This window comes from Desertivirga xinjiangensis (assembly GCF_024436435.1).
GTDB lineage: Bacteria > Bacteroidota > Bacteroidia > Sphingobacteriales > Sphingobacteriaceae > Desertivirga > Desertivirga xinjiangensis.
In genome coordinates this window covers 72,121-84,719 of sequence record NZ_JAFMZP010000002.1, presented here as the reverse complement: position 1 = coordinate 84,719, position 12,599 = coordinate 72,121, and the positions used below count along the sequence as shown (strand labels likewise).

Below are 12,599 nucleotides of genomic sequence, written 5' to 3'. Positions count from 1 at the left end.
CTGAAGTCCGGTAAATATTCCATTGATTACTTAGTTTCGTCTTTAGCAGCTTCATTCACAAAGCCTTCTGCAATTTCAGTCAGCAGAACGTCGGTTTTCTTCTCTTCTTCAAGTGTCTGCTCCAGTAACGTTTGTGCTTCTGTAAAGCCCAGTACACCAGCAAGTGTTTTAAGAGTACCATAAGACGCAATCTCATAATGTTCTACCTTTTGGGCTGCCGAAATCAGGGCAACGTCCCTAACCTCTGTACCATCTTCCGTTTCTTCTATCAAACCCTCGGCTTCTTTAGCAAGACCTTCCATGGCATCACATTTCTTTGCCGTAGCCTTTTCGCCTACAGCCTCAAACACCTGGTTTAGGCGTTCTATCTGACCTTCTGTTTCTACACGGTGCGTATCAAAGGCACTCTTCAATTCGTCGGATGTAGCTGCTTTCACAAAAGTCTTCAGACTTTTAACTAATTGTTTCTCGGCCCAAAGCAGATCTTTCAATCCGTCAACAAATAATTCTTTCAGAGCGCTTTCCTGTTCTACTGTACGTTGTTTCGTGTTACCGCTCTTTTTCGCGGTGCTTGTTTTTGTATTTGGCATTTTTATTAATAATTAGCTTGTTTAACTATCAATCAACGCCTGTACTTTTTATTTGTTTACAATCTTTTTTTTGAATATATTTTTAAAGAAAAACAATACTCGCAATCCTAATCGGAGCTAAGTGCCAAAATATTAAAGACCTGTCTTCTGACTTTCCTATTTCACGTTTTTTTTTCTTAAATTGAATTCGTTAACAAACAGCAGTTTACGAATACAGCATTGTAGGATATTAACCTAACGTTTCTTGACTATAATTTTTATAACAAGCAATAATCTCAAAAAAATGAACAAAAAAAATAAGCTTATAATAGGTTCAAACAAATAATTGTAAACCCGGTTATACAACGGAGCATTTATTTCACCAAAACATTTAAAAAGATTTAAATTGCAAGATCTATGAATACAAATATACCTGACACAGAACTTAAAAATTCTATTTCGTTAAAAAAAGTCCTCTTAGGAGGCCTGATCTTCTTGTCATCATCCCAACTTATGGGACAAAGCCTCACGGGGGCTGACAGTACTAAAAATTACAGAGTCAGAGACTTCAGGACCTGGTCTATAGGAGTTACCGCGGGTGTTGCTACGCCACACACGCTATTCTGGTCGAATAAAAACAACGACTATACCACACCAACCGAAAGTTTTGGGTATGGTGTGTATATTAAAAAACAATTAATCCCTTCGTTTGGATTGCAGGCAGACTTTTTCGCTGGTAAGGTAAGAGGTATAGACGCGATATCTCCTTCGGGAACTCTACCGGATTCACGTTATTCAACCAGGATAAAAAATGGAGGAAGTTTAACAGCGACCTATACTATCGCTAACTTCAAAATGCATAAAGAATTTGGCCTTTTAGGTCCATACCTTAATTCAGGTATAGGATTTATGTCATTTGATCCGACTTCGGAAAACTCGGGTAATACCACCGATGGCACCAAGGATGGTTTCTACATTCCGGTTGGTCTTGGATTTAAGATCGGTCTTACAAGGGGAATTAACCTGGATATGGGCTATAAGGTAAGTTTCATGAAAACCGACAGGTTTGATGGCTACGACTATGGAACCTCTTACGACAGGTTCACTTACGGGTATGCCGGACTTGAATTTGCCATCGGGAAAAGAAGCAAGTATCAATTGGCTGCATACAACCCCGGAGGCAGAAGTGCAGAATACGACGACACGGAACTTAGAAGAGCTGTAGCCCGACTAGATAGCCTTCAGAAAGAAGACAGGGCCAGGTACGACCGCGAGTTAGGAGACGAAGATAATGACGGTGTGGCCAATAAGTTTGATAAATGTCCAGGAACTCCTGCCGGCGTGAAAGTCGACGGATCAGGCTGCCCACTTCCTGAGTTTGCTCAAAAGGTCTTAAAGGATGCCTTTAACAATCTTGAGTTTGAATTTGGAAAGTCAAGGATACTGCCAAGCTCATACCCTACTCTCGATAAGCTTGCGCAGTTAATAGTAGACCATGGTTTCAGCTTAAAGATATCCGGACATACAGATAACATAGGATCTGATAAGTTCAACCTGAAGTTATCTAAAGACCGTGCCGAAGCAGTGAAAACTTACCTGGTAGGTAAAGGAGCAACAGTTTCAAACATCGAGGCAACAGGTTATGGCGAATTCCAGCCAATAACCACTAACGATACGCCGGAAGGCCGCAAACAAAACAGACGAGTAGAGTTTACGCTTTACTAAAGCAGAAATTGTTTCTAAATAGAAAAAGGGCGCCCGAAAGGCGCCCTTTTTCTATTTAAGCTTTTCGATAATTCAGACGTTTTATTTTCGAGCTTATAATCTACTTATGCAAACAACCTCTGGCAAAGGTTGCAGTAGTAAGTCCTTCTGTTGGTACGGCCGAGATATTCCTTTATGAAGGGAACATCGTCGCGTGGACAGGTCTTTTTGGTGTGGGCTAACCAGTGCTGTTTTAAGGTGAACTCTTTTTTCCATCTTAAAAAGTCGTAGCTATAGTTTGCGGCTTCGAACACCAGAGCTTCCAGGGCTTGCTGCGGCAGAGCGCCAATGGTGTTGAGGGGATGGACCTGGATTCTGAACAGTACTTCGTTCTTTATGATGTTTCCGGAACCGGCAAAAATATTCTGATCGAGCAGGGCATCGCAAACCAGCAATTTGGGCTGAGACTTAAGTTTTTCGATTGCTTTTGCCGGATCCCAGTGTATGCTTAGCACGTCTGCCGACCAGTCGTAAACTTCATCCAGATCTTCTTCTATCACTTTTATTGAACAGGCGTAGAAGTTTATCTCTCCATCTTCAAATATCAGCGATAGCCTGGCGGGGTTTGTTTTTCGCTCGTTTATCCGGTAAGTACCGAACAACATGAAGTGGATTCGAAGGGAGAACCCTTCAAAGCAGATGAGAAAGTGTTTACCCCAGCTTTTAAAGTCAATTACAGTTTTATTGAGGAGCAGATTTAGATCAAGCGCCTGCGAATTACCCTCTGCGGCCAGAATGGTCTTTCCTTTGAATTGGGTCAGAGCTTCTTTGAGTATTACAATGGAGGGTCCTTCAGGCATATTATGTTTTTTTCAGGATACTTGTATTCCGGTCATTTATCTTCTGATAACAGCTGTCGTTTACTTTCTTCCAGAGCTGCAACTTCATCTGGCGGTAAAACCGGAAAGTTAAGGTTCATCGATTGCAGCTTATCAACGATGATTTGACAGATCGCCAGGCGACCAAACCACTTTTTATCAGCCGGGATGATGTACCAGGGTGATGAATCGGTACTCGTCTTTGAAAAAGCGTCCTCGTATGCCTGCATGTATTTTTCCCATTGTTCACGTTCAACAATATCTCCCGCAGAGAACTTCCAGTTTTTTGCAGGATCCTCTATACGTTTCAGGAAGCGCTCTTTTTGTTCCTTTTTAGAAATGTTCAGGAAAAATTTCAGAACAACTGTGCCGTTCGCAGTCAGATGTTCTTCGAAATTACGAATGCTGTTATAACGGCTTTCCCAAAAAGCTTCATTAATTTCGGCCAAAGGTAAATGGCTCTCATTTGCTGCAAACTTAGGATGAACCTTACATATCAGGACATTTTCATAATGCGAGCGGTTGTGGATACCTATTCGTCCTCTCTCCGGCAGGGCTTTATAATGGCGCCACAGGAAATCATGATCCAGCTCTTCCGAAGTTGGCTGTTTGAAACTATAAACCTGGCAGCCTTGCGGATTCAAACCACTCATCACATGTTTAATGGCGCTGTCTTTACCGGCAGCGTCCATAGCCTGAAATATGATGAGTAAAGATTTACGGTCATCTGCATACAGCTTTTCCTGCAGTTCAGACAGTTCACGCTTTAAATGATTAAGAAGTTCCAGGGATTCTTCTTTTTCCAGATTGACCGTTGGCTTTGTACTGAAATCCTTTAAATCTATCTTTCTTCCGGCCTCTGCTTTAAACGCATCTGTATCTATCCTCATATTGAAGTCTTAATGTTAAATATTAAACCAGTTCGTGCACAGGGTGACTGACGAGATTAAAGCCATCGCGGATCAGTTTGCTGAGCTGTGGTTCCGTATACTCTTTGTGTATCAGTGCTGCCCTGATCTCAGAAGTAAGGTTAAAAAACAGGTTCCTTTTTTCAAGTAATTCCAGGATCTCCAGACTGCAAAGCCAGTCTTCAGGAAAATCTTTCTTTAGTGAATACCAAACCTCCGCTAATTGATAATATCCGTTTTCAGCTTCCCTTATCCGGCGAACCGTTGCAAAGAGGTGATGGTAAGCGAGCGTCTTTTCATCATAAACCGGAAGTGGTGGTGGCGGAACGGCTGGTTTGACGGTATTTTCATAAGCATCTTTGTCCGCAGCTCCGTTGAAAACAGATACAATCTTCTCACCGACTGCCATATCGAATGGCCCCCAATCCTGCGAATATAACAAAGAGCCGTCAGCTGCGTGCATTTCGCAAAAACTGAAAGTTAGAAGCAGTATTTTGGAATAATTTCTCGTTATTGAAGCAAGTTTTCCGGAAAGTGTAATGCCACTTTCAAAGGCAAGCTCAACTACGTGATCTTCCCTAATACCGGCTATCTCTAAGTCGCGGTCATTAAAATCTTCCAGAGGTTCAGAATAATTTTTAAGACGGCCCACAGGCGAAGAATAGCCTGCTTTGTGATAATCTTTTCCGTGGCCAGGAAGTTGACTGCCTTCTAAACTTAAAGCACAGGGTCCCTTGGCTTTTATAAATGCAGGTTCATCATTGCTGTCACAAATCAGGTTTTCAAACAATCCACTTACCTGCAGTCCTGAACTGAAGACCACGGTACAGACGTTACCTGAGGTTATGGCTTTCAGCACACCTTCCTTTCCTCCGCGCCTGAATGCCATTCCTGACGCAAATTCTTCGAGAACCTCTGTCAGCCTTGCAAATGAAGGAGTAACAAAAAGCTGGGGTTGTTCCTTTGTGATGTCGAAAGGATAGTTTATCGCGTCAATACTGTACCATAACTTTGGTATGCCTGCATCCATGCAGGAAGCGCTTTCGCCGATGGAGGACAGCAAACCAGCTCCAAATATTTTAGGATTTTCCAGCGTACCGATCAGGCCATATTCTACTGTCCACCAGTGAAGCCGGCTCAGCAAAGCCATTTCTGAAGGCTCAGCAATAGCGGCCTGGCATTGTGTCACTCGCTCTTCGGCAGCCTTTATGTCATCTCCGGAGGCACCGGGTGTCTCTTTAAGAACAGATAATTCCCTGATCGCTTCATACAATCTGAAGTCTTCAGCCGAATACATTGCTTTTGCTCCTATGGAACCAAAATAACTAAGATATTCATGATAGGCCTTATCAGCGATGATGGGTGCATGTCCGGCAGATTCATGAATAATGTCGGGCGCCGGAGTATATTGAATGTGTTCCAACTGACGGATATCTGCAGCGATAACAAGAACCCGGTGCGCCTGAAAATCCATAAAGGCAGCCGGGGGAATAAAACCATCGACCGTTACAGCTCCCCATCCGATCCTGCCAAGGGCGTCATTCATTTCCTGCAGATCAGGAATTCGCTCGATGGTCAATCCGGCGGCCTTTAAACCAGGAATGTAGGGGTAATATGCTGTATCCTTTAAGTGAGCATAGTTCTGACGCATAATATAACGCCATACAGCCTGATCAACGGGTGTATAATGTTCATATTGCTGCTCCACAACATATTGTTTTAGGTATGATGGGAGTGCAGCGACCTGAAGATTATTGAAATCATTTAAAGGTTGCATACTGAAGCATTTCAAATTCCTAATAGAACAGAACGCCCAGGTAATTGTGTGCTTAAATGCTAAAAACGTCGTAAGTACCTCTGTATAATGCGGAATATTAAAAGGTAGCTTTTCGTACTTGGTAACCGGGTTGATCGTTCCCGTCTGATGTTTCGAAAGTTTTCGTCTTTTTAACGCAGAATATTTTACCTATGTTTGTAATACTTTAGGGGTGTCCGGATACGGACTGAGATAATACCCTTTGAACCTGATGCAGTTAGTACTGCCGAAGGGAAAAGTGCGAGGCACTCCAGTGCCTTTCTATGTCCTTTTCTATAAGGCATTCCTGAAGTATTTCTAAAAAAACAGGAATGGAAATTACAATCAACCAGCAGCAACACAGCATCCCTGACGATTATTCTGTCAGTGAGCTACTAACATTTTTGATGCCCGGTACCGAAGCCGGCATTGCAGTGGCAATTAATCACAACATTATTTCACGCTCAGAATGGCAGAGTCATAAACTCCATGCCGACGATAATGTGATGCTTATAAAAGCCACACAGGGGGGATAAACGGGAGTTAATGAAATCGAAAGAAGCCGTCTGTCCGTAGCCTGAAGCCCGGACCAGTGTTACGGGGACTACGGATTGGTCAATGGGTAGGAGTCTCTGGCTCCCTAAACGCCTTACTTGACGCCCAGCGAGTCATAGACTCTTTTTTATTGATTAATCCATAGAAACCCTGCGGAATTCTATGGACAGGATAAAATTTAATTACTCCAGACAAACCAATAGCATACTAAAAACAATTCTAATGAAAATCGAAAAAACACCTACCGATCAGACGATCACCCGTACGCCATTTGCGGCATCGAAAAAAATCTACGTAAAAGGCATCATGCATGATATTTCAGTAGCGATGCGAGAAATCAGTCTTAATGACACTAAGCTCTTCGGAAAGCCGGGAGAGACAGAAAAGAACGCCCCGGTTACGGTATACGACACCAGTGGCCCTTATACGGACCCTTCAGTAAATATCGACGTTAAAGCGGGCTTACCTAAACTACGAGAGCAATGGATACTAAACCGTGGCGATGTCGAACAATTATCGGAAATATCTTCAGCATATGGACAGCAGCGTTTGGCAGATGCGAGCTTAGACGATCTCCGTTTTGCCCATATCAGTAAACCTTTACGGGCTAAAAGCGGCATGAATGTATCTCAAATGCACTATGCAAAAAAAGGTCTTATCACTCCAGAAATGGAATATATAGCTATACGCGAGAACCAGCGTATCGACTTGCTGAAAGAGCAGTTAAACGGACAATATAACACGCTTTCGAAACAACATGCCGGACACAGCTTCGGTGCCAACACACCGAAAAACTATATCACACCAGAATTTGTAAGACAGGAAGTGGCATCGGGACGAGCGGTGATCCCGTCCAATATCAACCATCCGGAACTCGAGCCCATGATCATCGGAAGAAACTTCCTGGTTAAGATCAACGCCAACATTGGAAACTCCGCAGTTACATCGACCATAGAAGAGGAAGTGGAGAAGGCTGTTTGGGCCTGTCGCTGGGGCGCAGATACGATCATGGATCTGTCGACCGGAAAAAACATTCATGAAACAAGGGAATGGATCATACGCAATTCGCCGGTACCAATTGGGACCGTTCCTATCTACCAGGCATTGGAAAAAGTAAACGGCAAAGCAGAGGAACTCACCTGGGAATTATTCAGGGATACGTTAATCGAACAAGCCGAGCAGGGCGTGGACTATTTCACAATTCACGCAGGGGTATTGTTGCGTTATGTTCCGCTAACTGCTAAGCGACTAACAGGTATTGTGTCGAGGGGCGGATCGATCATGGCAAAGTGGTGTCTCGCACACCACAAAGAGAACTTCCTTTATACTCACTTTGAAGAGATCTGTGAAATTATGAAAGCCTATGATGTATCATTCTCTTTAGGCGATGGACTCCGTCCTGGTAGCATTGCAGATGCAAATGATGCCGCACAATTTGCCGAACTTGAAACATTAGGTGAGCTCACAAAGATCGCCTGGAAGCACGACGTCCAGACGATCATTGAAGGTCCTGGTCATGTGCCGATGCACCTGATAAAAGAGAATATGGAAAAGCAACTAGAGCATTGTCAGGAAGCACCGTTCTACACTTTGGGACCGCTCACAACTGATATTGCGCCGGGCTACGACCATATCACATCAGCCATTGGAGCCGCAATGATAGGATGGTTTGGTACATCAATGCTATGTTATGTCACCCCCAAGGAACACCTCGGCCTTCCGAATAAAAAAGACGTAAAAGATGGAGTGATTACGTACAAGATTGCAGCACATGCAGCCGACCTTGCAAAAGGACATCCGGGCGCGCAATACCGGGACAATGCATTAAGCAAAGCAAGATTTGAATTCCGGTGGGAAGATCAGTTTAACCTGTCCCTTGACCCGGATACGGCGCGTGAGTTTCACGACGAAACCTTACCGGCAGAGGGCGCTAAAGTAGCGCACTTTTGCTCGATGTGCGGGCCAAATTTCTGCTCCATGAAGATCACACAAGACGTAAGAAAATACGCTGATGAGGCCGGAATAAGTGAGGAAGAAATTATAGCTATAGGAATGAAAGAAAAGTCAGAAGAGTTCACAAAAAAAGGAAGCGAAATCTATTTCTAACATGAAACTAATTGTTATAAGTCACCAGGAAAATATTGCGAATGAAGCGGAGATAGTTAATCAACTATTCGACAATCACATGGAATATTTTCACCTGAGAAAACCCGGAAAAACCATTGACGATACGAAACAATTTCTTGATTTGATCAGGCCGGAATATCATTCAAAGATAGCACTTCACCAACACCATAGTCTTGCAAAAGACTATGGTATAAATCGTTTACACATTACTGAGGAGGGCAGGGCAGGTATCGGGAGTATGGATTTGACAAAGCTCAAATCGGAAGGTTTTGTATTGAGCACATCTGTACATAACATTTCATCTTTAAGCACCATCAACGCCATTTTTAACTATTCTTTTTTAAGTCCGGTTTTTGACAGTATTTCAAAAAAGGGCTATAAAGGTATTTTTGATCCAAATTTTGACTTCCAAAGGGTCTATTTACCTATACAAGTAATTGCATTAGGAGGAATTAAAATACAGAATTACAACATCTTATTAAAACATGGGTTCCACGGAATTGCGGTGCTCGGTGCCTTGTGGAATCGCCCAAAAAATGCTGTAAGGGAATTTAAAGCTCTTAAAGCTGATATAGATAAAATCTATAGCCCTAAGCGGCACATGCAAACTTCCGCTTAATTCAAGACTATGATAAAAAAACGTCCTTTTGTGCTCAGTGTTGCAGGTTTCGATCCCAGCGCGGGTGCCGGTATCCTGGCAGATATAAAAACTTTTGAACAGCATGAAGTGTATGGCTTCGCCGTCTGTACTGCATTGACGCAGCAAAACGATTCTGAACTCACGGCAGTCGACTGGATCGGTGCAGAGCAGATCATAAATCAAATAAAACCATTGATTGCGAAATTCGCAATTTCTGGCATAAAGGTGGGGATTGTCAAGGACTTACAAACTTTGAATGAAGTAATAGTTTTTATAAGGTCAAAATTTCCGTTAATAAAGATCGTCCTCGATCCCGTTCTCCATGCCAGTGCCGGATTTACCTTTCATACATCTTTCAATGCAAATCAACTGGCTGACGTGTTAAGGCTTATAACACTACTTACTCCCAATTACCACGAGTTCCTTGCGCTTGAAAAAATGCTCGGAAATAAACGTCTGACTGAATTTACAAACGTGCTTCTTAAAGGCGGTCATCACCCGGAAAAACAAGGCACAGACGTTCTGTTTTATAAAGGACAAGAATTAGAAATTAAAGCTAAAACCACGGATGTTTATCCCAAACACGGATCCGGTTGTGTACTGTCATCAGCCATATTATCAAACCTTGCTAAAGGCATCGACTTGGCAGAAAGCTGCCAACTTTCCAAGACTTATATTGAAACATTTTTAAACACTAACACATCACTTCTAGGATACCATAAACATGATAGATAGGCTTCACTTCATCTCGCAAAAGACAACAACAAATGACCATCTTGATGGTATCGAGAATGCTCTTATTTCAGGCTGCAAGTGGATTCAGCTACGGGTAAAAAACGAATCGGATTCAACGGTTCTTTCGTACGCTTATGAAGCAAAAAAAGTCTGCGACAAATACCGGGCAAAGCTTATTATAAATGACTATCCTCATATTGGAAAGGAAGTATCAGCATACGGAATTCATCTCGGATTGTCTGATATGTCTATTGAAGAAGCAAAAAAAATAGCCGGTAACAAATTGATTATAGGCGGCACTGCAAACACCCTTGAAGATATCCTTGGAAGAGTAAAATCCGGAGCAGACTACGTTGGCTTAGGGCCTTTTAGATATACACCTACCAAAGAAAAATTGAGCCCGGTATTAGGGTTTGAAGGATACACATCCATTGTGAATAACCTAAAGATCTTAAATATCAAAATCCCTCTGATAGCGATCGGGGGCATTACGCTCCAGGACGTCAGTCAACTGAGAGGCCTGGGAGTCCACGGCGTCGCCGTATCCGCAGCTATCACTTTTGCAGACGATCAAAAAACAACCATAGAGGAATTCTACACAGCACTTGAAAGAACTGAAATGATAAATAATTAAAACTAATTACTATGTTAAAGATAGCAGACAAAACATTTCATTCCCGTTTGTTCACCGGGACAGGGAAGTTCAATTCGGCAATACAAATGGAAGAAGCTTTACTCGCATCAGGAACTGAGTTGGTGACAGTTGCGTTGAAACGAGTAGATATGAATGACCGGAATGATGATCTTCTCATTCATCTCAAACATCCGAATATGAATTTATTGCCAAACACTTCTGGTGTGCGAACAGCCAAAGAAGCAATCTTTGCTGCACAACTAGCCCGGGAAGCGCTGGAAACAAACTGGCTTAAACTTGAAATCCACCCGGATCCAAAATACCTGATGCCTGATCCGATAGAGACTTTACGAGCCACTGAAGAACTTGTAAAGTTGGGTTTTATTATCCTTCCCTATATACACGCCGATCCGGTTTTATGTAAACGACTGGAAGAAGCAGGAGCATCTGCAGTGATGCCTTTGGGCTCTCCCATTGGCAGCAACAAAGGATTAAAAACAATCGACTTTTTAGAGATTATTATTGAACAAAGTACTATCCCGGTAGTGGTCGATGCTGGTATAGGTTCACCGTCCGACGCAGCAAAGGCTTTTGAAATTGGAGCGGATGCAGTACTTGTTAACACTGCTATTGCTGTTGCCGGCGATCCGGTACAAATGGCCAGAGCCTTCAGGTTAGCGTGTGAAGCAGGAAGAATGGCCTACGATGCTCGCCTGGCCAAACCATTCAATCACGCAGTAGCAACCAGTCCTTTAACCGCCTTTTTAGATGAGTAACTTTTCTGATATTTTTGAAAGATATAACTGGGATGATGTTAGACATCAGATCTATAGTAAAACCAGTGCGGACGTTGAGCTGGCTTTAAATTCATCGAAAAGAAATCTCGACGATTTCATGGCTCTTGTTTCTCCGGCAGCCGTCCCTTACCTCGAGCCTATGGCTCAATTAAGTCAACAGGCCACGCAAAAACGTTTCGGAAAAACCATCCAGATGTACATACCATTGTATCTCTCAAACGAGTGCAATAACATATGTACTTATTGCGGCTTCAGCCTCGATAACAAAGTAAAACGCAGGACCCTGAATCCGATAGAAATTATGCAGGAAGCTGCCGCCATAAAACAGCTCGGTTACGATCATGTACTACTGGTTAGCGGCGAAGCTAATCAAACCGTTCATGTGGATTATTTCAGGCAGGCATTGAACATGCTGCGCCCGCATTTCTCTCATATCTCAATGGAAGTACAACCGCTGGACGAAGAAGATTACCTGGAGCTTATTCCCTGCGGGTTAAATACCGTATTGATCTACCAGGAAACGTATCATAAAGAGGACTATAAAAAGCATCACCCAAAAGGAAAAAAATCAAACTTTCAGTACCGGCTTGAAACACCCGACAGGCTTGGACGAGCAGGTATTCATAAAATGGGGCTTGGAGTACTGATCGGACTGGAAGACTGGCGAACGGATTCCTTTTTTACCGCTCTGCACCTGAACTATCTCGAAAAAACTTACTGGAAAACACGCTACAGCTTGTCTTTTCCCCGCTTAAGGCCGTTTTCGGGTGGCTTAGAGCCGAAAGTTGAAATGAGCGACCGGGAGTTGGTACAACTCATCTGTGCCTATCGCTTATGTAATGAGGAAGTTGAAATATCTCTTTCTACACGCGAATCTGAACAATTCAGAAATAATGTTATTAAATTAGGCATCACCTCCATCAGTGCGGGCTCAAAGACCAATCCTGGTGGCTATGTGGTTGAACCAGAATCGCTGGAACAGTTTGAAATTTCAGATGAACGCAGTCCAGCAGTGATTGCTGAAATGATCAGGAAGCAAGGCTACGAGGCGGTTTGGAAGGATTGGGACAGAGTGATTATGGAAGGGTAAATGAGCTATGAATTATGAATGTCCTGCGGGGGCTGTCCGTAGTGTTGTGGGATGGGAAGCGGGCAAGCAGACTACGGATTATTCAATAAATGAGAGTCTCCGACTCGACCACACGCCCAAACATAGCGCTTTAACGAGTCAGAGACTCTTTTTCATTGGTGAATCCT

The 12,599-nt window shown here is 43.1% G+C and carries 12 protein-coding genes and 1 riboswitch; of the genes, 8 read left to right on the top strand and 4 right to left on the bottom strand.

Going from position 1 to position 12,599, the window contains the following annotated elements; translation table 11 throughout:
• Window positions 1-26: 26 nt before the first annotated feature.
• Entirely contained in the window at window positions 27-590 is a 564-nt protein-coding gene (locus tag J3P37_RS05180) for a YciE/YciF ferroxidase family protein (RefSeq protein WP_256009964.1), read from the bottom strand.
• A 396-nt stretch (window positions 591-986) separates the two neighbouring features.
• On the opposite strand from J3P37_RS05180, the gene J3P37_RS05175 reads away from it, so the two are divergent.
• Complete coding sequence (locus J3P37_RS05175) at window positions 987-2,294, top strand: OmpA family protein (RefSeq protein ID WP_256009963.1); 1,308 nt, start codon at window positions 987-989, stop codon at window positions 2,292-2,294.
• Window positions 2,295-2,398: 104 nt separating this feature from the next.
• On the opposite strand, the gene J3P37_RS05170 is transcribed toward J3P37_RS05175, so the two are convergent.
• From J3P37_RS05170 to J3P37_RS05160, 3 genes are read right to left on the bottom strand one after another with little or no spacing between them, the layout of a single operon-like run.
• Window positions 2,399-3,133, bottom strand: coding sequence for a DNA-formamidopyrimidine glycosylase family protein (locus J3P37_RS05170; RefSeq protein WP_256009962.1), 735 nt, complete (start codon window positions 3,131-3,133; stop codon window positions 2,399-2,401).
• A 32-nt stretch (window positions 3,134-3,165) separates the two neighbouring features.
• Complete coding sequence (locus J3P37_RS05165; RefSeq protein WP_256009961.1) at window positions 3,166-4,041, bottom strand: polyphosphate kinase 2 family protein; 876 nt, start codon at window positions 4,039-4,041, stop codon at window positions 3,166-3,168.
• Window positions 4,042-4,063: 22 nt separating this feature from the next.
• On the bottom strand, window positions 4,064-5,836 hold the full coding sequence (locus J3P37_RS05160; RefSeq protein ID WP_256009960.1) for an aromatic amino acid hydroxylase: 1,773 nt from the start codon (window positions 5,834-5,836) through the stop codon (window positions 4,064-4,066).
• A 197-nt stretch (window positions 5,837-6,033) separates the two neighbouring features.
• Window positions 6,034-6,127: riboswitch (TPP riboswitch) on the top strand.
• A gap of 59 nt (window positions 6,128-6,186) precedes the next feature.
• On the opposite strand from J3P37_RS05160, the gene thiS reads away from it, so the two are divergent.
• From thiS to thiH, 7 genes are all read left to right on the top strand, one after another.
• A complete protein-coding gene (gene thiS, locus J3P37_RS05155; protein WP_256009959.1) occupies window positions 6,187-6,390 on the top strand; it encodes a sulfur carrier protein ThiS in 204 nt (67 codons plus the stop codon).
• Window positions 6,391-6,631: 241 nt separating this feature from the next.
• Window positions 6,632-8,515 carry a phosphomethylpyrimidine synthase ThiC gene (gene thiC, locus J3P37_RS05150; RefSeq protein WP_256009958.1) on the top strand — a complete coding sequence of 628 codons (1,884 nt, stop codon included), beginning with the start codon at window positions 6,632-6,634 and terminating at the stop codon, window positions 8,513-8,515.
• A 1-nt stretch (window position 8,516) separates the two neighbouring features.
• Window positions 8,517-9,155, top strand: a complete 639-nt coding sequence (locus tag J3P37_RS05145) for a thiamine phosphate synthase (protein WP_256009957.1) — start codon at window positions 8,517-8,519, stop codon at window positions 9,153-9,155.
• Window positions 9,156-9,164: 9 nt separating this feature from the next.
• On the top strand, window positions 9,165-9,911 hold the full coding sequence (locus J3P37_RS05140; RefSeq protein ID WP_256009956.1) for a hydroxymethylpyrimidine/phosphomethylpyrimidine kinase: 747 nt from the start codon (window positions 9,165-9,167) through the stop codon (window positions 9,909-9,911).
• On the top strand, window positions 9,901-10,545 hold the full coding sequence (locus tag J3P37_RS05135) for a thiamine phosphate synthase (protein ID WP_256009954.1): 645 nt from the start codon (window positions 9,901-9,903) through the stop codon (window positions 10,543-10,545). Before J3P37_RS05140 ends, J3P37_RS05135 begins: the two co-directional genes overlap by 11 nt.
• 11 nt (window positions 10,546-10,556) lie before the next feature.
• Window positions 10,557-11,321: a thiazole synthase gene (locus tag J3P37_RS05130; RefSeq protein WP_256009953.1), complete on the top strand. Its 765-nt coding sequence runs from the start codon at window positions 10,557-10,559 to the stop codon at window positions 11,319-11,321.
• Entirely contained in the window at window positions 11,314-12,432 is a 1,119-nt protein-coding gene (gene thiH, locus J3P37_RS05125) for a 2-iminoacetate synthase ThiH (RefSeq protein WP_256009952.1), read from the top strand. The genes J3P37_RS05130 and thiH overlap by 8 nt, the downstream gene beginning before the upstream one ends.
• The last annotated feature ends 167 nt before the right edge of the window (window positions 12,433-12,599 follow it).